The 22,688-nt window shown below is 68.8% G+C and carries 17 protein-coding genes; all 17 read left to right on the top strand.

The window, feature by feature from the left end; all coding sequences use genetic code 11:
* The first annotated feature begins 168 nt into the window (after window positions 1-168).
* The 17 genes from Q5064_RS06880 (at window position 169) to ftsX (ending at window position 22,612) form a co-directional block, all read left to right on the top strand.
* On the top strand, window positions 169-1,770 hold the full coding sequence (locus tag Q5064_RS06880; protein WP_302963279.1) for a YfcC family protein: 1,602 nt from the start codon (window positions 169-171) through the stop codon (window positions 1,768-1,770).
* Between the two features lie 210 nt (window positions 1,771-1,980).
* The gene (gene rplU / locus Q5064_RS06875) at window positions 1,981-2,301 is read left to right on the top strand and encodes a 50S ribosomal protein L21 (protein WP_016309052.1); all 321 of its coding nucleotides are present in this window, start codon (window positions 1,981-1,983) and stop codon (window positions 2,299-2,301) included.
* Between the two features lie 21 nt (window positions 2,302-2,322).
* Complete coding sequence (rpmA, locus tag Q5064_RS06870) at window positions 2,323-2,583, top strand: 50S ribosomal protein L27 (RefSeq protein WP_016309051.1); 261 nt, start codon at window positions 2,323-2,325, stop codon at window positions 2,581-2,583.
* Window positions 2,584-2,694: 111 nt separating this feature from the next.
* Window positions 2,695-4,092, top strand: a complete 1,398-nt coding sequence (obgE, locus tag Q5064_RS06865; RefSeq protein ID WP_302963275.1) for a GTPase ObgE — start codon at window positions 2,695-2,697, stop codon at window positions 4,090-4,092.
* Window positions 4,092-5,225: a glutamate 5-kinase gene (proB, locus tag Q5064_RS06860; RefSeq protein WP_302963283.1), complete on the top strand. Its 1,134-nt coding sequence runs from the start codon at window positions 4,092-4,094 to the stop codon at window positions 5,223-5,225. The genes obgE and proB overlap by 1 nt, the downstream gene beginning before the upstream one ends.
* Before the next feature lie 126 nt (window positions 5,226-5,351).
* The gene (locus Q5064_RS06855) at window positions 5,352-6,701 is read left to right on the top strand and encodes a glutamate-5-semialdehyde dehydrogenase (protein ID WP_368389100.1); all 1,350 of its coding nucleotides are present in this window, start codon (window positions 5,352-5,354) and stop codon (window positions 6,699-6,701) included.
* A 5-nt stretch (window positions 6,702-6,706) separates the two neighbouring features.
* Complete coding sequence (gene nadD / locus Q5064_RS06850) at window positions 6,707-8,038, top strand: nicotinate-nucleotide adenylyltransferase (RefSeq protein WP_302963271.1); 1,332 nt, start codon at window positions 6,707-6,709, stop codon at window positions 8,036-8,038.
* Window positions 8,039-8,119: 81 nt separating this feature from the next.
* Window positions 8,120-8,560 carry a ribosome silencing factor gene (rsfS, locus tag Q5064_RS06845; protein WP_302963269.1) on the top strand — a complete coding sequence of 147 codons (441 nt, stop codon included), beginning with the start codon at window positions 8,120-8,122 and terminating at the stop codon, window positions 8,558-8,560.
* 531 nt (window positions 8,561-9,091) lie between these two features.
* Window positions 9,092-11,710, top strand: a complete 2,619-nt coding sequence (locus Q5064_RS06840) for a bacterial transcriptional activator domain-containing protein (protein ID WP_302963267.1) — start codon at window positions 9,092-9,094, stop codon at window positions 11,708-11,710.
* Between the two features lie 277 nt (window positions 11,711-11,987).
* Window positions 11,988-13,517 carry a cytochrome ubiquinol oxidase subunit I gene (locus Q5064_RS06835; RefSeq protein WP_302963265.1) on the top strand — a complete coding sequence of 510 codons (1,530 nt, stop codon included), beginning with the start codon at window positions 11,988-11,990 and terminating at the stop codon, window positions 13,515-13,517.
* A 2-nt stretch (window positions 13,518-13,519) separates the two neighbouring features.
* Window positions 13,520-14,554, top strand: coding sequence for a cytochrome d ubiquinol oxidase subunit II (gene cydB / locus Q5064_RS06830; protein ID WP_302963263.1), 1,035 nt, complete (start codon window positions 13,520-13,522; stop codon window positions 14,552-14,554).
* Window positions 14,555-14,999: 445 nt separating this feature from the next.
* Window positions 15,000-17,831 carry a preprotein translocase subunit SecA gene (gene secA / locus Q5064_RS06825; RefSeq protein WP_302963262.1) on the top strand — a complete coding sequence of 944 codons (2,832 nt, stop codon included), beginning with the start codon at window positions 15,000-15,002 and terminating at the stop codon, window positions 17,829-17,831.
* Window positions 17,832-18,932: a peptide chain release factor 2 gene (gene prfB, locus Q5064_RS06820; protein ID WP_302963260.1), complete on the top strand. Its 1,101-nt coding sequence runs from the start codon at window positions 17,832-17,834 to the stop codon at window positions 18,930-18,932.
* Window positions 18,933-18,949: 17 nt separating this feature from the next.
* Entirely contained in the window at window positions 18,950-19,783 is an 834-nt protein-coding gene (locus Q5064_RS06815) for a transketolase (RefSeq protein ID WP_302963258.1), read from the top strand.
* A 13-nt stretch (window positions 19,784-19,796) separates the two neighbouring features.
* The gene (locus Q5064_RS06810) at window positions 19,797-20,774 is read left to right on the top strand and encodes a transketolase family protein (protein ID WP_302963257.1); all 978 of its coding nucleotides are present in this window, start codon (window positions 19,797-19,799) and stop codon (window positions 20,772-20,774) included.
* Between the two features lie 226 nt (window positions 20,775-21,000).
* Window positions 21,001-21,705, top strand: a complete 705-nt coding sequence (gene ftsE, locus Q5064_RS06805; RefSeq protein WP_368389099.1) for a cell division ATP-binding protein FtsE — start codon at window positions 21,001-21,003, stop codon at window positions 21,703-21,705.
* On the top strand, window positions 21,698-22,612 hold the full coding sequence (gene ftsX, locus Q5064_RS06800) for a permease-like cell division protein FtsX (protein ID WP_302963256.1): 915 nt from the start codon (window positions 21,698-21,700) through the stop codon (window positions 22,610-22,612). Before ftsE ends, ftsX begins: the two co-directional genes overlap by 8 nt.
* Window positions 22,613-22,688 lie beyond the last annotated feature (76 nt).

The following is a 22,688-nucleotide window of genomic DNA, read 5'->3' as shown; positions in this document are numbered from 1 at the left end:
GGCCGCGGCGGCCCGCGCTGCATGTCCATGCCGGCCTGGCGCGAGGCCCTGTAGGGTTCGCATTCTGAAGCGTGAAGGCGGGGCGCTCACGCGTCCCGCCCCTTGCAATGTTCATCGGGCGGCCGCATTCAGGGAGGGGTCGGCCGCCACTCCCATAAGGAGAATCTCATGGCAGAGACAAAGAAGAAGAAGCGCGCGAGCCTCTCTTCATTCACTATTTTGCTGATCATCCTCGTGGTGCTCGCCATCGTGACCGTCATCATGTCCGCGATGGGCGTGGAGGGTGTCGAGGGCGCGACGCTCTCCGGGGTGCTCACGGCCCCCGTGTTCGGCTTCCAGGACGCCATCGGCGTGTGCCTGTTCGTCATGATCCTGGGCGGATTCCTCGGCATCATCACCGAGACCGGCGCGCTCGACGCCGGTATCGCGGCGCTCGTGCACAAGCTCAAGGGCAACGAGCTCGTGCTCATCCCGATCCTCATGATCATCTTCTCCATCGGCGGCACCACCTACGGCATGTGCGAGGAGACGGTGCCGTTCTACCTGCTGCTCGCCGCCACCATGGTGGCCGCCGGCTTCGACAGCCTGACCGGCGCGGCCGTGGTGCTCCTCGGCGCCGGCTGCGGCGTGCTGGGCTCCACGGTGAACCCCTTCGCCGTGGGCGTGGCCGTCGACGCCCTGTCGGGCGTGGGCATCGCCGTGAACCAGGCCATCATCATCGCGCTGGGCGCCATCCTCTGGATCGTCACCCTGGCCATCTCCATCGTGTTCGTGATGCGCTACGCGAAGAAGGTCATGAACGACAAGGGCTCCACCTTCCTGTCCCTGCAGGAGCAGGAGGCCATGATGGACGAGTGGGGTATGAAGGAGTCCGAGGCCGAGGCCGCCGACGGCCAGGCCGCCGCGACCCCGAAGATGACCGGCCGCCAGAAGGGCGCGCTCGTGGTCTTCGCCCTCACCTTCGTCATCATGATCATCTCGTTCATTCCCTGGACCGACCTGGGTGTGGACATCTTCGAGGCCGGCCAGGTGACCGAAGAGGTGACCACCACCATCTCGGGCGAGGAACTCATCAGCGCCTACGACGAGGCCAACGGCACCGCGACCGAGATCGCCGCTCCCGTTGAGGCCACTTCCGTCTCCGAGGAGACCGTGCAGCCCGCTTGGTCGAGCTTCCTCACGGGCGTGCCGCTGGGCGGCTGGTACTTCGACGAGGCCTCCACCTGGTTCCTCTTGATGGCGCTTATCATCGGCGTCATCGGCGGCGTGTCCGAGGCCCGCTTCGTGAAGGCCTTCATCAACGGCGCCGCCGACATGATGTCGGTCGTGCTCATCATCGCGCTGGCGCGCTCCATCACCGTGCTCATGGCCAAGACGGGCCTGGACATGTGGATCCTGAACAACGCCGCCGCTGCGCTCACGGGCATGTCGGCCGTGGTGTTCGCCCCGCTGTCCTTCCTGCTCTACATCGTGCTGTCGTTCCTCATCCCGTCGTCGTCGGGCATGGCCACCGTGTCCATCCCGATTCTCGGCGGCCTGGCGAGTCAGCTGAACTTCTCGGTCGAGACCATGGTCATGATCTACTCCGCCGGCAACGGCCTCGTGAACCTGTTCACCCCGACCTCCGGCGCCATCATGGGCGGCCTGGCGCTGGCCAAGATCGAGTACTCCACCTGGCTCAAGTTCGGTGCGAAGCTGTTCGTGGTGCTCGGTGTGGTCTGCATGATCATCCTGACCGCCGCCATGCTCATCCTGCCCGGCGCGGCCTAGGATGGGTACCACAGGGCGATAACAGCCTGCCGGCTGTCATCCTTCCTTACGGGGCGTCCGGGCAACCGGGCGCCCTGCCTTTCGCCGGAACCCTTATATATGTAGAGCGTCGGTGAACGGTGGGAAATTGGGGAAGAAAATCATTGACGCGGGTGGGTCACGCTGGTAAGATATCGCCTTGCGTTTAGTCACATTCAAGGAGAAACTTACATGTACGCAATCGTGAAGACGGGCGGCAAGCAGTACAAGGTCGCCCCCGGAGACAAGATCAACATCGAGAAGCTCGACGTGGAGCCCGGCGACAAGGTGGAGCTCGAGGCCATCTGCGTGGTGGACGGCGACAAGGTGGAGGCCGATCCGGCCAAGGCCGCCAAGACCAAGGTCGTGGCTACCGTCCTGGAGCAGTTCAAGGGCGACAAGCAGTTGGTCTTCAAGTTCAAGAAGCGCAAGAACTACAAGAAGCTGCGCGGTCATCGTCAGAACCTGACTCGCGTGAAGATCGAATCCGTCGGTACGGCCAAGGCCGAGTAAACGGGTTAGGAGGAACATCTCATGGCACACAAGAAAGGCTTGGGCTCTACCCGTAACGGTCGTGATTCCCACGCACAGCGACTCGGCGTGAAGAAGTTCGCCGGCGAGCGCGTCCGCACTGGCAACATCATCGTGCGTCAGCGCGGCACGAAGTTCCATCCCGGCGAGAACGTGGGCCGCGGCAAGGACGACACCCTGTTCGCCCTGTGCGACGGCACCCTGAAGTTCACGCGCGGCGTCAAGCGCAAGATCCACGTGATCCCCGCGGAGCAGACCGCCTAAACGCTCTAGTTTCAACGACTGCGTAACATCAAGCGCTCACCCGATGCCCCCTGAGATTTCAGGGGGCATTGTTGTATAGTTTGCACAGCTTATCTCTAACGGAAGGTTCCTATGTTTGTCGATAAGGTTCGTATCAACGTGAAGGGCGGCAACGGCGGTGCCGGCTGCATGTCCTTCCGCCGCGAGGCCCATGTGCCCAAGGGCGGCCCCGACGGCGGCGACGGCGGCCATGGCGGCAATGTGGTCGTGCAGGCCGATGCCGGCGTGTCGTCGCTCATCGAGTACCGCTTCAAGCACCACTTCAAAGCCGAGCGCGGCACCCACGGCAAGGGCAGCCGCATGCACGGCGCCACCGGCGAGGACCTCGTGCTGAAGGTGCCTGTGGGCACCGTGGTCCACGAGTACTTCGAGGACGAGCGCGAAGTAGGGGAGATGATCGCCGATCTGACCCACGACGGCGAGAGCGTGGTGGTGGCCCGTGGGGGTATGGGCGGTCGCGGCAATATCCACTTCGTCACGAGCACCCGGCGCGCCCCGGCCTTCGCCGAGCTCGGCGAGCCGGCCGAGGAGCGCTGGATCGAGCTGGAGATGAAGCTCATGGCCGACGCCGCGCTCGTGGGCATGCCGAGCGCGGGGAAGAGCTCGCTCATCGCGAAGATGAGCGCCGCCCGCCCGAAGATCGCCGACTATCCCTTCACCACCTTGGTGCCGAATCTGGGCGTGGCCACCTCGGGCGATCTGTCCTTCGTCGTGGCCGACATCCCCGGGCTCATCGAGGGGGCCTCGGAGGGCCGCGGGCTCGGGCACGAGTTTCTGCGCCACATCGAGCGCACGGCCCTCATCGTGCAGATCGTGGACCTCACCGGCGACTGGGAGGGGCGCGATCCTCTGGAGGACTACGAGATCATCAAGCGCGAGCTGGCCGAGTACGCGAGCGACTTGGCGGCCCGGCCGCGCATCGTGGTGGCCAACAAGATAGACGTGCCGGGCACCGAGGAGGTCTGCGAGAAGCTGGCCGAGCGGGTGCGCGCCGATTCCATCGCGGCGGCCGGGGGCAACGAGTTCGTGGAAAGCCCCATCGACCCGAAGCTCTACCGCATCAGCGCGCTGACGGGCGCGGGCGTGGACTCGCTGAAGGCGGCCATCGCCACGAAGGTGCACGATTTGCGCGAGGCGGCCCGCGAGGCCGCGGCGGCCGACGTGCAGTACGACCACGTGTGGGAGCTGCGCCGCGAGGCCCGCGAGAAGCGCTTCGACATCACGCCCGAGGGCGAGGGTGCCTGGCGCGTGCGCGGCGTGCAGGTGGAGCGCATGGTGGTGCAGACCGACTGGGAGAACGAGGAGGCCATCGCGTTCTTCCAGCACCGCTTCAAGCGCATGGGCGTGGACACGGCCCTCGAGAAGGCCGGCGCCCGCGACGGCGACGAGGTGCGCATCCTCGGATTCTCCTTCGCCTTCGAATCGCCCACGGCCGCCTCGGTGGACGTCTACCAGGAACTGGATCTGTGATGGGCGGCGGCTGCGGGGCGCGCCGGCGCCTGGTGGTGAAGATCGGCTCGGCCACGCTGACCACCTCGGAGAGCTCCATCGACTACGGGTTTCTGACCGACCTGGCCGACCAGATCGCGCGAGTGCGCGCGGCCGGCTGGGATGTGGTCATCGTCACCTCGGCGGCCATCGCCTGCGGCCTGGAGGCGCTCGGCATCGCCAAGCGGCCGACTGACATGCCGAGCTTGCAGGCGGCGGCCTCGGTGGGGCAGAGCGCCCTTTCCACGGCCTACGCCGAGGCCTTCGGCGCGCGGGACATGCTGACGAGCGTGGTGCTGCTCACCCGGCGCGACACGGCCGACCGCTCGGCCTACCTGCACGCCCGCGACACCCTGAACCGCCTGCTGGAGCTTGCGGTGGTGCCCATCGTGAACGAGAACGACACGGTGAGCGTGGAGCAGATCCGCTTCGGCGACAACGACACTCTGGCCGCGCTCGTGGCCTGCCTCATCGACGCCGACCTCATGGTCATCCTGTCCGACATCGACGGGCTGTACACGGCCAACCCCCTCATCGATCCCACCGCGCAGCTCATCCCCGTGGTGGACCGCGTGACCCGCGACATTCTGGCGGCGGCCGGAGGGGCGGTGTCGGGCGTGGGCTCGGGCGGCATGATCACGAAGATCCGCGCTGCCCGCGTGCTCATGGCTGCGGGCATCCCCTTGGTTATCTGCCAGGGGCGCCAGGCGGACTGCATCGTGGACGCGGCGGCCGGCGCGGGCGTGGGCACGCTGTTCAAGGCCCCGGCGCGCCCCCACGAGATCACGCCGAAGAAGCTGTGGATCGCTCTCGGGGATGCCGTGCACGGCACGCTCGTGGTGGACGAGGGCGCCCGCGCGGCGCTGGTGGAGCGCGGCAAATCGCTGCTCTCGGTGGGCATCGCCGAGGTTGAGGGTCGCTTCGACGCCGATGGCATCGTGGACGTGGCCGATGGCACCGGGCACGTGTTCGCGCGTGGCCGGGTGACCGCCGGCAGCGATCTGTTGGCGCTCGCCTGCGGCAAGAGCCGCGACGAGTTGGCCGCCAACGCCATTCTGTCGCCGCTCGTGGACCGGTCGGTCATCCACCGCGACGATCTGGTGCTGTTCGAGTAGATCGGCAACGTTAGCCGCGCGAGGTACCCCGCCGGAGGCCCCTCGCGCGCAGATTCCGCAGTCTCGTATCTGAAGGTGTAGAATTTCCATACCTTCAGATACGAAAGCGAGGACTTGCTTGAGCACGTGGGGCCTCCGGCGGGGCACCCCGGCGAAGTCAGAAAGAAGGCACGAATGACGCTGCGCGACGAGATAACGCTGCTGGCGACGGAGGCGAAGGCGGCCAGCGCGAAGCTGGCGGTGACGACGGCCGAGGAGCGCAACGGAGCGCTCGCGGCCATGGCCGACGCGCTGCGGGCCCATGCGGCCGACATCGTGGCGGCCAACGAGGGCGACATGGAGGCGGCCCGCGCGGCCGGCACCACCGAGGCGCTGCTCGACCGGCTCATGCTGGACGAGGGGCGCGTGAGCGCCATGGCCGACGCCCTGGACGACTTGCGCGCGCTGCCCGACCCGCTCGGGCAGGTGAGCCTGGAATCCGAGCTTTACAACGGCATTGAGCTGCGGCGCGTGAGCGTGCCTCTGGGCGTGGTGGCCATGGTGTACGAGGCGCGCCCGAACGTGACGGCCGATGCGGCCGGCGTGTGCGTGAAGTCGGGCAACGCCTGCATCCTGCGCGGCGGCTCCCTCGCCGCCCGCTCCAACGAGGCCATTGCCGACATCCTGGCGGCCGCCGCGGTGGGCGCGGGGCTTCCCGAGGGTTCCATCTGCGCCATCACCACCACTGACCGGGCGGCCACCGACGTGCTCATGGAGCTGCACGGGCTTGTGGACGTGCTCATCCCGCGCGGGGGCGCGGGGCTCATCCGCCACTGCGTGGAGCACGCGAAGGTGCCGGTGATCGAGACGGGCACGGGCAACTGCCATGTGTACGTGCACGCCTCGGCCGACCCGACGTGGGCCCACGACATTGTCATGAACGCGAAATGCCGCCGCCTGGGCGTGTGCAACGCCGCCGAGACGCTGCTGGTGGACGAGGCGGCCGCTGCGGAAGTGCTGCCGCCCATTCTGCGTGATTTGCTGGCGGCGGGCATCACGGTGCACGGGGATGCGGCCGTGCTCGCGTTGGCGCGCCGCGAGGGACTGCCCGTGGTCGAGATCGCCGACGAGGCGGCCCCTGCGGTGGTGCCCGCCACCGAGGAGGACTGGGCCACCGAGTATCTGGGGCCGCATCTGGCCGTGCACGTGGTGGGCGGCGTTCAGGAGGCCATCGATCACGTGAACCGCTACGGCACGAAGCACTCCGAGGCCATCGTGGCCGCCGACGAGGACGCCATCGACGCCTTCCTCGCTCAGGTGGATGCCGCCGCCGTGTACGCGAACGCCTCGACGGCCTTCACCGACGGCGGGCAGTTCGGGCTGGGCGCCGAGATCGGCATCTCCACCCAGAAGATCCACGCGCGCGGGCCCTTCGCCGCCGATGCGCTCACGTCCTACAAGTACGTGCTGCGCGGCGCGGGCCAGGTAAGGGCCTAGGCGCCATGGGACACGTCCGCTCCAACGAATGGGTGCCCGAGAAGGAGGAGGGCCGCCGCGTCGGCATCCTCGGGGGCACCTTTGACCCCGTGCATGTGGGGCACCTCGTCTGCGCCGAGGCGGTCGGCGCCGCGCTCGGGCTTTCCCGGGTGGTGCTCATGCCCGCGGGCGATCCCTCCTTCAAGCGGGGTGCTACGGGGGCGAGCGGGGAGGATCGCCTGTCCATGGTCGATTTGGCCGTGGCGGGCAACCCGCGCCTGGCCTACAGCGGCCTGGAGGTGGAGCGTCCCGGGGTGACCTACACCGCCGACACCCTGCGCGAGCTGCGTCGGAGGCTGCCCGCGGGCTGCGAGGTCGTCTTCATCCTGGGCGCCGACAGCTTCCTCACGCTTGACCGGTGGCACGAGGCGGCCGAGCTGGGCGCGCTTGCCACCTTCGCCGTGGCCACCCGGCCCGGCGCGACGGTGGACGAGGCGGCGCTGGCCCGCGTCCGGGCGGCGTGCGGCATTGAGCCGGTCCTCGTGCCGATTCCGCCGCTGGATGTCGCCTCGCGCGTGCTGCGGGCGCGCATGGCGGCCGGCGAGCCGATTCGCTACCTGGTGCCCGACGAGGTGGTGCGCTTTATCGACAAGCGCGGGCTCTACGGAGCGCGCGGGGAAGGGGCCGATGCCATGGGCGCCAAGCACGGGGGCGGTTTCGAGGCCGCCTGCAACGACGATCCGTTCTTCGCCGCGCGGCGCGAGGAGCTGCAGGGCCGGGTGGGCCCGCGTCGCTTCCGCCACAGCCTGGGGGTGTCCGACACCGCCGGCGAGCTCGCGCGCGCCTACGGGGTCGATGAGGACGAGGCGCGCCTGGCCGGTCTTCTGCACGACTGGGACAAGGGCCTCGACGACCCGGGCATCCTCGCCCGCGCCGACGAGCTGGGCCTGGACTTGCCCGACGAGCTGCGCTCCATGCCGCGGGTGCTCCACGGGATCACCGCCGCGCGCGCCCTGGGCCGCGACTTTCCCGAGCTCTCCCCAGCGCTGCTGCAGGCCATCGAGCGCCACACCCTGGGCGCGCCGGACATGGGCGATTTGGATATGGTGCTTTACATCGCCGACGCGCTGGAGCCGGGGCGCGAGGGCAAGCGGGTGGAGAAGCTGCGCCGCCAAATCGGCGAGGTGGACCTGCGCGAGCTGTTCGTGGAGGTGTACGCCTACTGGGTGGAGCTCATGATGGAGCGCAAAAGCCACATCTACTCGAAAACGGTGGACATCTGGAACGCGTACATGCCCGCCCGCCGTCCGTTCATCGCCACCGGCCCCGACGATCCGATGCCCTACGGCCGCGCCTGAGCCGGCGCAGCGGGTCTTCACAACCTTGTGCTAAGCTGTGCAATTCGAAACGAGACGTTCCTTGGGAATGGGAGGATAGCTATGACCGATGCCGTTGCCGAGCAGGCGGCTTTCTCGCGGAAGTGCGCCATCATTGCCGCGCAGGCCGCCGACGAGAAGAAGGCCACCGATATCATGGTGCAGGAGGTGCGCGAGCTCATCGGGGTGACCGACTACTTCGTCATCGTCACGGCCGCCAACTCGCGCCAGGTAGACGCCATCATCGACGAGATCGAGGATGCGCTGCGCGAGAAGGCCGGCATCAAGCCGAGCCACCGCGAGGTGTCGCCGGACGGCAGCTGGTCGCTGCTCGACTACGGCAACATCGTGGTGCACGTGTTCATGCCCGAGACCCGCGAGTACTACCGCCTGGAGGCGCTGTGGAACGACGCGCCCACGGTGGATCTGGCCGCCGAGGCGGGCCTGACCGACCTGGCGTACTCCGAGCGCATCGCGAAGATGCTCGGGAAGACGCCGGCCTAGCCCGTCGCGCCCGCATCGTCCGCACCGCTCTCTGCAGCGGCGCCCGCCCGCGGCATCCGCGCCGCAACCCCCACAGGGACCCTTCGGGGTCCTTTTTTTCGTCTTGGGAGGGGCGCGGCGTGGAGAACCTGTGACGGCATCTTCGCATCGACCGCCCCGCCGCGGGACATTTCGCCGCTGGCTCCTGCTCGCGTCCTGCTGTGCGTCCTGATGTCGGGCGGGGTGCGGGAGTGTTTTCAGGAGGCGCCTTCCAGGCAAGTGCCGCGGGGATCCTGTTGCTTTTCGCCTGTCGGGCGGAGGAAGGCGCAGGCGGGTGGGAGAGAGGCCTGGGCGAGGTTGGAGGCGGGCTGTCCTCGAAGCGGAGAGGGGGCGTTTCGTCTGCGGGGAAGCCCGCCGACTTCCTGCAGGCGACCTGGAGGCGCCCTCGCGCCGTTCCGGATTGGCGCAAACGGGGCGGGTGTCAGTTGCGCGGCTGCCGCGGCTGGTCTAGGGTGGCGCCCCGTCAGTTTCCCGTCCCGAAAGGAACATCCCATGACCCGATTCATTCAGCAGTCCGCCTGCCGCGGAAGCCGCCCGTCCGGCATCGCCCCCGCTCGGCAGGCGAGCCGCCCACGCCTCGTCTCCCGGCTTCTGCGCGATCGCCGCGTCGCCCGCTGCCTCGTCGCGCCGGCCGGCTACGGCAAGGCGGCGGTGGCCTGCGAGTACGCCGAGGTGGTTTTCGGCTTCCAGCACGTGTTCTGGATAAACGGGGCATCCCCCTGCTTCCTGAGGGACTTGGATGCGGGGGTGCTGGCGGCAGGGGTGCTCGAGGCCGACGATGAGGCGGCCCTCGCGGTGCTCGCCGGTCTTCCCGTTCTCGACGACGGGCGCGCCGAGGCCCTCTCGGCCGCTCTCGACGAGCTGCTGGCGGCGGGCTGCGAGGTGGTGCTCACCTCCGTCCCCGCAGCCGACTGCCTGGGATCGCTCCAGCGCGACCGCATGGTGGTCGACGCGGCCGATCTGCTGGTGGACGAGGACGAGGCCTGCGACGACGGCCTGGCGCCCTCCCTCCCCGGCGCCGCGCTGTCCCTCGATGCGCGGGTTCCCTGCCTGCGATGGGGCGATGAGGGGCAGGCGGAGCTGGCGCGCGGCATCGTGCGGGAGGAGCTCGTCGCCGATATGCGCCTGGCCCTCTGGACCGTGCTGGTCATGGGCCGCGGCGATCTCGACGACGTGGCGGCGGTTATCGGCGATAGCCGGGCGCGGGAGGCGTGGCAGTTTCTGGCGGCCCACTACCCGCATACTGGCATCGATCGGGGCGCCGGCTCCTTCCGCGCCGTGGGGATGGACCCCTCCGTGCTGCGGGCCGCGACTGCGTCCTCGCTGGACGAGGCGGCCCGCGTCCGGGGGCTCGAGGGGCTCGACGCGCTGGCGGTCCTCGTGGCGGACCGCATGATGGCCCGCGGCCTCGCCCGGCGCGCCGCGCAGGTGATGGGGGCGTTCTCGGGACGCCCGACGGTCTCGGGGTGGCTCGGGCGCGCGGGCTGGGAGCTGGTGTGGGGCGGCGCCGGCGCCGAGATGGGCGAGCTGTACCGGAGCGTGTGCCATATCCGCGTGGAGGACAGGGCGGAAGTGAACGCCATGATGGCCTGGGCGAGCGCGTTCGACGGCGACGGCCGTGCGGCCATCGAGTTCGCCCGGAAGGTGATCGGATCGCCCCGCGCGTCGGGCGCCCTCCGGGCCGCGGCCGCTTTGGCGGCCTACGGGCGCGGCAACGCCGCGACGCGCCGCGCCATGGCCGAGCCGGTGGAGCGCTGGCTCGGCCAGGACGGCGAGGCGCAGGGCTCCCGCGCCGTCCTGCGTCTGCTGGCCTCGGTGGCCCTGGCCCACGAGCGCGCGGAGGACCCCCTCGTTCAGTGGCGCCTCGCCATGGAGCGCGTCGCCCTCGCCGGCCCGGTGGCGAACGTCGACGAGCGGGGCTGCCTTCTGGGCGCGGCCTGGGCCCTGGATGCTGCCGCCGCCCGGGGCGTCTTCGAGCCGGGGCGGGAGGACATGGCGGCGGTGGAGGGCGCGGCCATGGCCGCCCTCACCTCGTTCGCCGCGGAGCGCATCGACCGCGCCGCGGAGTCCGGCAGCCTCGGCGCCGGCGCCCGCGAGGCCGCCGCGGCCCTGGAGCGCGTCGACGGGGCGCTGTCGCTGGCCGGGCTTCCGGGTCTGACCGAGCGAGGCCGGCGCGCCCTGGACGCCGATCGCATCCGGAGGAGCCGCGCGAGCCTCGGGCCCGGCCGATTCCCCTCGTCCCGCCCGGGCCGCGCCGCCGTCCCGTCGCCGGCCTCTCCGGCGCGGGTTGCGGCGGGCTCTCGCGGCGACGCTCCCGTGCTGGACCTTGCGCCGTCCCCCTCGGTTCCCGTGCTGCGGGTGCGCCTTTTCGGGGCCATGACGGTGCGGGTGGGCGACGCCGATGTGACCGGTGCCCTCAAGTCCCGTCGGAAGGCCCGTCTTCTGCTGGCCCTCCTCGTTCTGCACCGGGGGCGCGAGCTGACGCGGGAGCGCATCGCGGCCATGCTGTGGCCGGCGGCCGACAGCCGGCTGGGGGCCAAGAGCTTCTACCGGGTGTGGGGCGAGCTGGCGCAGATACTCTCGGTGGGGGGACGCTGTCCCTACCTGGTCCGCGACCGGTACGGGTGCCGCGTCGATGCGGCGCTGTGCACGAGCGACATCGCGGAGTTCGACTCGCTGAGCCGCCAGCTGCTCTTCGGCCCCGCCTCGGGGGCGCTCGCCTGGGAGCACGTGCTCTTCCAGATCCAGGAGGCCTTCGGCTCCCCGCTCCTTCCCGCCGAGGGGGACTGCGAGGCGGTGGACGCCTTCCGCGAGCGCTTCGCCACCGAGATGGTGGACGGCCTCGTGGCGGCCTCGAGCCGGCTGCGCCGCAGCGGCGAGCCCCAAGGCGCGCTCTGGTTCGCGCGGGAGGCCCTGCGCCGCGACAGGACGCGGGAGGACGTGTACGCGGCCCTCATGCGCGCCCAGATGGCCTCCGACCAGCGATCGGCGGCCGTGGACACCTTCTTCACCTGCCGTGACTTCCTCTCCGACAGCCTCGGGCTCGACCCGTCGCCGTCCCTGCAGGGTCTCTACCAGTCCCTCCTCGAGGGCGACCCGGCTCTGGCCTAGACGGGACGCGGAGGGGCGCCGCGCGCGACGGGAGCGGGGGGCGGCGGGCGCGACGGGAGCGGGCGGTGCCGGCTCCCGGCGCGGGAGAGCGGGGAAGGCGGCGGGGCGCGACGGGCGACGCAGGCATCCGGCGCGGGCCCTAAGTGTCACGAGGTTGATATATGCGGCGCACCCAAAGAAGTGTAGTATGTTCCCTGACCGTTTCCGTCAGGGAGCGGCAGATACTGGAGGGTGCCCGCCGCAGCCCGCGCCGGGCCGACATGAAAGGGGGTGTGCTATGGAGGCTTTCGCTGATGTGGCCCTGCTGTCGCGCATTCAGTTCGCGCTGACGGTGGCCTACCACTTCCTGTTCGTGCCCCTCTCCATCGGGCTCGGACTCATACTGGCCATCAACGAGACCCGCTATTACCGCACACGCAAACCCGAGGACGCTGCGGCGACGAAGTTCTGGGTGAAGGTGTTCACCGCGACCTTCGCCATCGGAGTGGCCACGGGTATCACCATGGAGTTCTCCTTCGGCACGAACTGGGCGAACTACTCGCGGTTCGTGGGCGACATCTTCGGGGCGCCCCTGGCGGCCGAGGCGCTGTTCGCCTTCTTCCTGGAGTCGGTCTTTTTGGGAGTGCTCCTGTTCGGGCGCAAGCGCGTCTCGCCGAAGTTCTACATGGTGTCGGCCTGGCTCGTATGGGCCGGATCGTGCCTGTCGGCCCTGTGGATCCTCATCGCCAACTCGTGGATGCAGACCCCGGCTGGCGGCGAGCTGAACGCCGAGGGCACTGAGGCGGTCATCACCGACTTCTTCGCGGCGGCCTTCAACCCGTCCATCTTCGCGCGCTACACCCATACCGTGGACGCCCTGCTCATCATGGGCGCGTTCGTGGCCATGGCCGTGGCCGGCTGGTACATGCTGAAGGGGCGCCATAAGGACTTCGCCATGAAGACCATGCGCATCGCCGCGGTGGTGGGCATCGTGACGTCCTGCGCCATGATCGTGTTCGCCCACGCCTCGGCCGTGGTGGTGTGGGAGGAGCAGCCCACCAAGCTCGCCATGATGGAGGGCATGTACGACTCCGAAGTGCCCCCGCTCTACGCCGTGGGCATCGTGGACGAGGAGGCCCAGGAGGTCATCGCGCCCTTCGCCATTCCCGGCGGTACGAGCTTTCTGGCCACGGGCAACTTCGAGACCGAGTACCCGGGCTTAAACGAGCTCGCTCAGACCGAGGAGTACGGCGACATGGTGGTGGAGGACATGCCCGTGGGGCTCGTCTTCCAGAGCTACCACCTCATGGTGGCCATGTACGGGCTCATCATGCTCACGAGCATCCTCGTGCTCGTGTTCACCTTCAAGGGCGGCCGCATCGCGAAGATGCGCTGGCTGCAGTGGGCCGCGGTGCTGTCGCCGATCTGGCCGTTCATCGCCATCCAGACTGGCTGGATCACCGCCGAGGTGGGCCGCCAGCCCTGGGTGGTGTACCCGTCGGTGACCGGGCCCGACGGCGTGTCGCTGCTCACCGCCGACGGCATCTCCATGTCGGTGTCGGCGCCCGAGCTGTGGCTGACGCTCGCGCTGTTCGTGCTCGTGTACGCGGTGCTGCTCGTGGGCTGGGCCCGCGTGATCGGCCGCTTCATCAAGGAAGGCCCGGTGGCTGACGGCGACGCTGCGCTCGACCGCCAGCTGGGCGACGCGGCCCCGGCGCCTGCGGCTGTTGTCGCCGTGGCGGCCGACGGCGAGGGCGATGTGGCGGCTGTGGTGGTCGAGGCGGACGATGCGTCTGCCGATGCCGCGACCGCGAAGGGAGGCGAGTAGCCATGTTCGAGTTCCTGAGCGTTCTGTGGTTCTTCCTCATCTTCGTGCTCATCGCCGGCTACTTCGTGCTGGACGGCTTCGATCTGGGCATCGGGGTGCTCTCGCCCTTCATCGCGAAAAACGATGAGGAGCGCGGCGTTCTGCGCCGGGCCATCGGGCCGGTGTGGGACGGCAACGAGGTGTGGCTCCTCACGGCCGGCGGCGCCCTGTTCGCGGCCTTCCCAGATGCCTACGCCACGACCTTCTCGGGCTTCTACCTGGCCGTGATGCTCGTGCTGTTCGGACTTATCGTGCGCGCGGTGTCCTTCGAGTTCCGCGCGGGCGATCCGGGCTGGGGCAAGCTGTGGGACGGCTGCTTCTTCGTGGGCTCGCTTCTGCCGGCGCTGCTCCTCGGCGTGGCCGTGGGCAACATCTTCGCGGGCATTCCGATGGATGCGATCGGCGACTACGCCGGCGTGCCGCTTTTGGGTCTCGTGACGCCCTTCACGCTGCTGACGGGCCTTCTGGGCCTGGCGATGTTCCTGGCCGCCGGCGCCTCGTGGGCCGCGCTCAAGGCCCCCTTGCCGAGCGAGCTGCGCGAGCGGGCCGTGCGCCTGCGCGCGCCCTTGCAGGTGGTGTCGCTCGCCCTGTTCGCCGTAGTGTCGGTGGCCGCGCTCGCGCTCGTGGGAACCGAGATGGATCCCGTGCTCGCGGTGCCGCGCGTGCTGTTCGCCGTGCTCGTGGTGGCGGGCCTCGTCTACGCCATCGTGGCGGGCCGCTCGGAGTCGGGCGACATGCGGGCGTTCCTCGCCCAGTCGGCGGCGATGATCGCGCTGGTGGCGCTGCTCGCCTGCTCGATGTTCCCCGTGCTCGTGAACGCCACGCCCGACTCGGTGGGCCCGGCCATCACCATCTTCAACGCCGCGTCCTCGGAGCTGTCGCTGACGTGGATGACCATTATCCTGTGCATCGGGTTGCCGCTCGTGCTGGCCTACCACGTCATCATCTACCGCACCTTCCGCGGCCGCGTGAAGCCGGATGATCTGACGCATTACTAGTCGATTCTCGATTCGACGATGTCGAGGGGCGTTTTCCGCAGACAGCCCCTCACGTGCTGAAATCGCCCCGCTGTCCGGGATCTCCCGGGCGGCGGGGCGATGTTCGTTTCATCCGGACAGGTCGCCTCTCTATCCGGGCAAAAGGGACAGGAGGGCTGTTCTGGCGGTTTGGCGTGGGTGCGGCTCATGGTAAGGTGGTGGCTCCCGGCAACGCGGGACGCCAAAGCGCCGGAGCGCAGCGGGATGCCAAAGCGCCGGTCCCTGGGTTGGACGACGGGGGCCGCGCGGCCTCGGTTACCTGCAAACCCTGTGGAATTCCCCAGCCCACCGGCCCTCTGTGATAGAGTGGAGCGGATTTACGCGAAGAAGCGCCGCCGGCGTGCCGGAGGGGAGAGGACTTCTTCGGAAACCGAACACGACACTGCAGAGAAAGAAGACGCCGACCATGGGATTTCTCTCTAAACTGCTCACGATGGGCGAGGGCAAGCAGCTGAAGCGCTACCAGGCCACCGTGGAGAAGATCAACGCGCTCGAGCCCGCGTTCCAGGCGCTCACCGACGAGGAGCTCGCCGCCAAGACCCAGGAGTTCCGCGACCGCTACGCCGCGGGCGAGACGCTGGACGATCTTTTGCCCGAGGCCTTCGCGGCCGTGCGCGAGGCGAGTGTGCGCACCATCGGGCTGCGCCACTTCGACGTGCAGCTCATCGGCGGCATGGCCTTGAACGAGGGCCAGATCGCCGAGATGAAGACCGGCGAGGGCAAGACGCTCGTGTCCACGCTCGCCGGCTACCTGAACGCCATCCCCGGCCACAACGTGCACATCGTCACGGTGAACGACTACCTGGCCCGGCGCGACTGCGAGTGGATGGGCCGCATCTACCGGTTCCTCGGCATGAAGACCGGCCTCATCCAGAACGGCATGGCCCCGGCGGCGAAGATCCCCGCCTACCAGGCCGACGTCACCTACGGCACCAACTCCGAGTTCGGCTTCGACTACCTGCGCGACAACATGGTCACCCGCGGCAGCTCGCGCGTGCAGCGCGGGCACCACTTCGCCGTGGTGGACGAGGTCGACTCCATCCTCATCGACGAGGCGCGCACCCCGCTCATCATCTCGGGCGCGGGCACCCAGGCCGCCGATACCTACAAGAAGTTCGCGCGGGTCATGCCCGGCCTGAAAGAGGGCGTCGACTTCGACATGGACGAGGCCAAGCGCACCATCAACGCCACGGAGAGCGGCCTGGAGAAGATCGAGGCCATGCTCGGCATCGAGAACATCTACGCCGACCCGTCCGGCCAGCTGGCCAACCACCTCCAGCAGGCCTTGAAGGCGCAGTTCCTCTTCCACCGCGACGTGGACTACGTGGTGATGGACGGCGAGGTGAAGATCGTCGACGAGTTCACCGGCCGCATCATGGAGGGGCGCCGCTACTCGGAGGGCCTGCACCAGGCGCTCGAGGCCAAGGAGCACGTCATCGTGCGCGAGGAGAACCAGACGCTCGCCACCATCACGCTGCAGAACTACTTCCGCCTCTACGACAAGCTCTCGGGCATGACCGGCACCGCCATGACCGAGGACGCCGAGTTCCGCCAGATCTACAACCTGCCGGTCATGGCCATCCCGCCGAACAAGCCGGTCATCCGCAAGGACGAGAACGACCTGGTCTACCGCACGGTGGACGGCAAGTTCAACGCCGTGGCCGACGACATCGCCGCCCGCCACGCCGCCGGCCAGCCTTGCCTCATCGGCACCGTGTCCATCGAGAACTCCGAGAAGCTCTCGCGCCTGCTCGACAAGCGCGGCATCCCGCACGAGACCCTGAACGCCAAGCACCACGAGCGCGAGGCCCATATCGTGGCCCAGGCCGGACGCGCCGGAGCGGTGACCATCGCCACCAACATGGCCGGCCGCGGCACCGACATCCGGCTGGGGGGCGATCCCGATGTGCTCGCCGAGGACATGCTGCGCCAGCGCGGCCTCGATCCCGACGCCGCGCCGCTGACCGACGAGGGCGCGAAGAACCCCCTGTGGCCCACCCCCGAGCAGCGCGCCGCCGCCCTGGACGCGGCCCGGGCCATCTGCGACGAGGAGCAGAAGCAGGTGAAGGCGGCCGGCGGCCTGTGCGTCATCGGCACCGAGCGCCATGAGAGCCGCCGCATCGACAACCAGCTGCGCGGCCGTTCGGGCCGCCAGGGGGACCCGGGCGTGACCCAGTTCTACCTGTCGCTGGAAGACGACCTCATGCGCCTGTTCGGCGGCTCGAAGATGGATTCCATCGCGCACATGATGGAGAAGACCAACCAGGAGGACGACATGCCCATCCAAGCGGGCATGGTGTCCAAGTCCATCGAGAGCGCCCAGCGCCAGGTGGAGTCCATGCACTTTGCCGCCCGCAAGAACGTGCTGGAGTACGACGACGTGATGAACCTCCAGCGCAAGGCCATCTACGAGGAGCGCAACGCCATCCTGGACGGCAAGTCCATGACCGACCGCATCCCCGGCATCATCCGCGACGCGGTGGACGCCATCGTGGGGGAGTGCTGCCCGGAGCGCGCGGCCTCCGACGACTGGGACCTGAAGGCCATCGACCTGTGGGCCGCCAACATGTCCGGCTGCGGCGACTTCTCGGTTGAGAAGGTGGACCACGAGGACGATCCGCAGGTGCTCGCCGAGGCCCTCTACGAGTTCCTCGACTGGATCTACGAGCAGAAGACCGAGCAGCTCGGCGCCGACCTCATGGAGAACCTCTCGAGCCAGGTGATGCTGCGCATCATCGACACGCGCTGGATGGCGCACCTCCAGGAGATGGACTACCTGAAGACGGGCATCGGCCTGCGCGCCTTCGGCCAGCGCGACCCGCTCGTGGAGTACAAGAACGAGGCCTACAACGCCTTCCAGAACCTCACGAGCTCGATGTACGACGACTATCTGCGCACCCTGCTGCGCCTCGAGATCGCCGCGAAGAAGCCCGCCCCCGGCACCCCGGCACCGGTGGGCGCGGCGGTGGGGGGCTCCGCCTCGCCCCTCGGGGAGGCCGACGACCCGCTCGCCCGCAAGATGAGCTACTCCGCGCCGGAGGAGGCGCTGTCCACCTCGGCCGTGCGCGGCCGCCACGCCGCCGCCAACATGCCCGGCGCCGCCCCGCGCCCCGCACCGGCAAAGCCCCAGACCTTCGTGAAGGACAAGGAGGACCCCTACGCGAACGTGGGCCGCAACGACCCGTGCCCCTGCGGCTCGGGCAAGAAGTTCAAGAAGTGCCACGGAGCCAATTTGTAAATGGAACTGAAGGATATTCAAAAGGAACTCGAGACGGCGTCCTCCCGTGTGGAGGATGCCTTCTCGTTCCTGCGCGTCGAGGAGAAGCGCGCCGAGCTGGAGGCGCTCGATGCGCAGGCCGCCGCCCCCGACTTCTGGAACGACGCGGAGGCGGCCCAGGCGGTGAGCAAGAAGGCGGCCAACCTGCGTGCCACCATCGAGGACTACGAGCGGGCGGCCGCGCTGCTGGAGGACGCGCAGGCGGCGATGGAGCTGGCCGGCGACGATGCGGCCTTCGCCGAGGAGGCGGTCGCGGCGGCCGGGGAGCTCGCGGCCCTGCTCGACGCGCTCGAGGTGGAGTCGTGGTTCTCGGGCGAGTTCGACGCGGGCGATGCCATCCTCACGGTGAACCCGGGCCAGGGCGGTCTTGAGGCCCAGGACTGGACCGAGATGCTCTACCAGATGTATACGCACTACGCCGAGGACAAGGGCTGGAAGGTGACGGTGCTCGATCTGGTGCCCGGCGAGGGCATCGGCCTCGACAAGGCCACCATCCAGATCGAGGGCCGCTACGCCTACGGCATGCTGCGCAGCGAGATCGGCATCCACCGCCTCGTGCGCATCTCCCCGACCGACGCGAAGAAGCGCCGTCAGACCACCTTCGCCAGCGTGGAGGTGCTGCCCGTGCTCACCGACGACATCGAGGTGGACCTGAACCCGGCCGACGTGCGCGTGGACGTGTACCGATCGAGCGGCCCGGGCGGCCAGTGCGTGAACACCACCGACTCGGCCGTGCGGCTCACCCACGAGCCCACCGGCATCGTGGTCACCTGCCAGAACGAGAAGAGCCAGCTGCAGAACAAGGAGGCCGCCTTCCGCGTGCTGCGCGCGAAGCTCTACGAGCTGGAGGAGCGCCGCCGCCAGGAGGAGCTCGACGAGCTGCGCGGGGTCCGCATGGACAACTCCTTCGGCAGCCAGATCCGCAACTACGTGCTGTTCCCCTACCAGCTGGTGAAGGACTTGCGCAGTGGCGTTGAGACGGGAAATGTGGACGCTGTGCTCGGCGGCGCACTCGAGCCCTTCGTCATCGGGTATCATACGTGGAGAGTATCGAACCAGTAGCTCAGAAAGGGTGCCTCATGGATACGGCGCAGCTGGTGGGGAAGGCCACCGACATCCGCAGGGATATTCTGACCATGATCACGGAGGCGGGCAGCGGGCACCCGGGCGGGTCGCTCTCGTGTACCGACATCCTCACGGCGCTGTACTTCGGCGGCGTGATGGACTACGACGCCGCCGACCCCAAGAAGGCCGGCCGCGACCGCTTCATCCTGGCCAAGGGCCATGCGGCCCCGGCGCTCTACGCCACGCTCGCCCACGCGGGCTATTTCCCCGTGGACGAGATCCACACCCTGCGCAAGCTGGGCACGCGCCTGCAGGGCCATCCCGACTCCAACCTGCTGCCGGGCGTGGAGGTGTCCACCGGCTCGCTCGGCCAGGGGCTCTCCGTGGCGGCGGGCCTCGCGGCGGGCCTGCGCCTTTCCGGCGAGGGCGGCTGCGTGTTCACCGTGCTCGGCGACGGCGAGTGCGAGGAGGGCCAGGTGTGGGAGGCGGCCATGTTCGCCGCCCACCAGAAGCTGGGACGCCTCATCGCCATCATCGACAACAACGAGCTGCAGATCGACGGCTGCATCCACGACGTGTGCGACCCGGGGGATTTGGGCGAGAAGTTCGCCGCCTTCGGCTGGAACGTGGTGCGCGTGGACGGCCACGACCTGCCTGCGCTCGTGAGCACGCTCTCCGCGCTGAAGGCCGAGGCGACTGACGAGGCCGCGCCGGTGGCCGTCATCGCCAAGACGGTGAAGGGCAAGGGGGTCTCCTTCATGGAGAACCAGGCCGGCTGGCACGGCAAGGCCCCCAAGCCCGAGGAATTGGAAACCGCCCTGGCGGAGCTGTCCGCCCGCGTCGCCTAGGAGGTCGCATATCATGGTGAAACTCGCAACTGCTGAGGCCGCTGCCCAGAAGAAGGCCACCCGCGCCGCCTTCGGCGCCACCTTGGCCGAGCTCGCCGGCGCCGGTGTGCCCGTGGTGGCCGTCGATGCCGACCTGACCGGCTCGACCACCACCAAGAAGCTCGCCGACGCCGGGTACGCCGACCGCCTGTTCAACTGCGGTATCGCCGAGCAGAACATGGTGGACGTGGCCGCCGGGCTCTCGCTGGCCGGCAACATCGCCTTCACCGGCTCCTTCGCCGTGTTCGGCACGGGGCGCGCCTACGACCAGATCCGCAACACGGTGTGCTACTCCAACCTGAACGTGAAGATCGCCCCCACCCATGCGGGCATCTCGGTGGGGCCCGACGGCGGCTCCCACCAGATGCTCGAGGACGTGGCCCTCATGCGGGGGCTGCCCGGCATGCGCGTGCTCGTGCCCGCCGACTTCGCCGCGGCCCGCGCCGCCCTGAAGCTGGCGGCCGCCACCGAGGGCCCGGTGTACGTGCGCATGGGCCGCGCGGCGGTACCCTGCGTCTACGACGACGACGTGGAGCTTCAGATCGGCGCCGCCTACGTGCTGCGCGAGGGAACCGACGTGACCATCGTGGCCAACGGCGTGGAGATCCGCGAGGCGCTCCTCGCGGCCGACATGCTCGCCGAGCGCGGCGTGTCGGCCGAGGTCATCGACGCCTTCTCGGTGAAGCCGCTCGATGCGGCCACCATCGGCGCCTCCCTGGCCAAGACCGGCTGCGCGGTGGTGGCCGAGGAGCACTCGGTGCACGGCGGCCTCGGCTCGGCGGTCTGCGAGCTAGCCTGCGCGACGTGTCCGGTGCCCGTCCAGCTCGTGGGCGTGCGCGACCGCTTCGGCAAGTCCGGCGAGTTCGACGAGCTGCTTTCCTACTTCGGCCTGGACGCGGCCTCCATTGTTGAAGCTGTGGAGGTGGCACGGTCGCGGGCGGGGCTCTGCTAAAATTATTCAGTCTCAGTACCTATCAACCTGAACGGAGCAAGCTGTGGCGAACGAACGGAACCAGGCGAGTCCTGGCCGCACGGGCCGTCATGCCGGAGTCTCCGGCCAGGGCAATCCCCGCGTGCGCGCGGGCGCCATTCGCCCGACCGGCAATCCCAAGGCGTCGATGACCTCGCAGTTGTCTCAATCCCTTCCCATGCTGGAAGTGGACGAGATGTCCGGCCCCATGGGGGCCCCGGTCATCACCTTCGACCATGTGACGAAAACCTATCCGGCCCAGCCCAACAAGCCGGCGCTGCACGACATCACCCTGCAGATCTTCGCCGGGGAGTTCATCTTCCTCGTGGGCCATTCCGGAAGCGGCAAGTCCACCTTCATCCGCCTCCTCACCCGCGAGATCAAGCCCACCTCGGGCAAGATCTACGTGGCTGACGAGGATCTGACCACCATGCGCAACTGGCGCGTGCCCTACCTGCGCCGCAACATCGGCTGCGTGTTCCAGGACTTCAAGCTCCTGCCGAACAAGACCGTGTTCGAGAACGTGGCCTTCGCGCTCGAGGTAATCGGGAAGAGCCGCCACGTCATCAAGACCCAGGTCCCCGAGGTGCTGCGCCTGGTGGGCCTGTCGGACAAGCTGAACAGCTATCCCGACCAGCTCTCCGGCGGCCAGCAGCAGCGCGTGTCCATCGCGCGCGCCATCGTGAACCGGCCGCCGCTGCTCATCTGCGACGAGCCCACGGGAAACCTGGATCCCCAGACCTCCCGCGGCATCATGGACCTGCTCGAGCGCATCAACCGCACGGGCACCACGGTGCTCGTGGCCACCCACGACCGCGAGATGGTGGACAACATGCGGCGCCGCGTGATCGCGCTCGACCGCGGCCACCTCACGCGCGACCAGGACCGGGGGGTGTACGGCTTCGATGTCTAGTCTGTTCTACTTCTTCAAGGAATCGCTCCAGGGCTTCGCGCGGAACCTCTCCACCACCCTGGGCTCCATCATCACCATCTTCCTGTCGCTGCTCATCATCGGCGTGTTTTTGGTGGGCGGCACCATCGTGGAGCACCTCGTGTCCTCCATCGAGGACGAGGTGTCCATCACCGCCTACATCGCCGACGACGCCCCGCAGGAGTCCATCGACGAGGTCATGGCCACCATCAAGGGCATGGGCGGCGTGGAGAGCGTCGGGTTCACCACCAAGGACCAGGCGCTGGAGAACTTCAAGAACTCCATGACCACCAACCCCGAGATCATCGAGCAGCTCGACGGCACGAACCCGCTGCCGGCCTCCATCGACGTGAGCCTGTCCGACCCGCAGAAGGTGGACGAGATCGCCGGCGCCATCGAGGCCAACGAGACCTTCCGCTCCATCTGCGACAACCCGGACGACCCGGCCGACTCGCTGAAGTACGGCCAGAAGACCGTCGACCGCCTGTTCTCGGTGACCAAGTACGTGCGCTACCTGGGCGTGGCCTTGGTGCTGCTGCTCGTGTTCATCGCGCTCGTGTTCATCAACAACACCATCCGCCTGGCCATCATGGCGCGGCGCAAGGAGATCGCCATCATGCGCCTGGTGGGCGCGTCGAACGGCTTCATCCGCGGGCCCTTCCTCATGGAAGGCGCCCTGCACGCGCTCATCGGCTCGCTTCTGGCCGTGGGCGTGCTCCAGCTTCTGCGCGTCTACGCCGTGCCGAAGCTGCAGAGCGCGCTGTCGTTCCTCTCGCTGGACGTGAGCGGCCAGACCTACGCGATGATCTACATCGTGCTGGTGGCGGCGGGCCTGGTGATCGGCCTGATCGGCTCCGCCCTCGCCATGAGGCGCTACCTGAAGGTGTAGCCGCGCGGCGGCCGGGAAGGCCCCGCGTCCGACAACGGTGAACTCGCGCGACCCTGCCGGTGTGCCCGCAGGGTCG

Origin of the sequence: uncultured Adlercreutzia sp. (assembly GCF_958431955.1) — a bacterium.
Lineage (GTDB): Bacteria > Actinomycetota > Coriobacteriia > Coriobacteriales > Eggerthellaceae > Adlercreutzia.
The sequence above is the reverse complement of the archived record's forward strand: the minus strand, read 5'-3'. Positions and strand labels throughout refer to the sequence as shown.

Bases quoted from the DNA above. Each gene is read 5' to 3' on its own strand.
- Q5064_RS06880 (WP_302963279.1), top strand. From the start codon at position 169: ATGGCAGAGACAAAGAAGAAGAAGCGCGCGAGCCTCTCTTCATTCACT.
- rplU (WP_016309052.1), top strand. From the start codon at position 1,981: ATGTACGCAATCGTGAAGACGGGCGGCAAGCAGTACAAGGTCGCCCCC.
- rpmA (WP_016309051.1), top strand. From the start codon at position 2,323: ATGGCACACAAGAAAGGCTTGGGCTCTACCCGTAACGGTCGTGATTCC.
- obgE (WP_302963275.1), top strand. From the start codon at position 2,695: ATGTTTGTCGATAAGGTTCGTATCAACGTGAAGGGCGGCAACGGCGGT.
- proB (WP_302963283.1), top strand. From the start codon at position 4,092: ATGGGCGGCGGCTGCGGGGCGCGCCGGCGCCTGGTGGTGAAGATCGGC.
- nadD (WP_302963271.1), top strand. From the start codon at position 6,707: ATGGGACACGTCCGCTCCAACGAATGGGTGCCCGAGAAGGAGGAGGGC.
- rsfS (WP_302963269.1), top strand. From the start codon at position 8,120: ATGACCGATGCCGTTGCCGAGCAGGCGGCTTTCTCGCGGAAGTGCGCC.
- Q5064_RS06840 (WP_302963267.1), top strand. From the start codon at position 9,092: ATGACCCGATTCATTCAGCAGTCCGCCTGCCGCGGAAGCCGCCCGTCC.
- Q5064_RS06835 (WP_302963265.1), top strand. From the start codon at position 11,988: ATGGAGGCTTTCGCTGATGTGGCCCTGCTGTCGCGCATTCAGTTCGCG.
- cydB (WP_302963263.1), top strand. From the start codon at position 13,520: ATGTTCGAGTTCCTGAGCGTTCTGTGGTTCTTCCTCATCTTCGTGCTC.
- secA (WP_302963262.1), top strand. From the start codon at position 15,000: ATGGGATTTCTCTCTAAACTGCTCACGATGGGCGAGGGCAAGCAGCTG.
- prfB (WP_302963260.1), top strand. From the start codon at position 17,832: ATGGAACTGAAGGATATTCAAAAGGAACTCGAGACGGCGTCCTCCCGT.
- Q5064_RS06815 (WP_302963258.1), top strand. From the start codon at position 18,950: ATGGATACGGCGCAGCTGGTGGGGAAGGCCACCGACATCCGCAGGGAT.
- Q5064_RS06810 (WP_302963257.1), top strand. From the start codon at position 19,797: ATGGTGAAACTCGCAACTGCTGAGGCCGCTGCCCAGAAGAAGGCCACC.
- ftsE (WP_368389099.1), top strand. From the start codon at position 21,001: ATGGGGGCCCCGGTCATCACCTTCGACCATGTGACGAAAACCTATCCG.
- ftsX (WP_302963256.1), top strand. From the start codon at position 21,698: ATGTCTAGTCTGTTCTACTTCTTCAAGGAATCGCTCCAGGGCTTCGCG.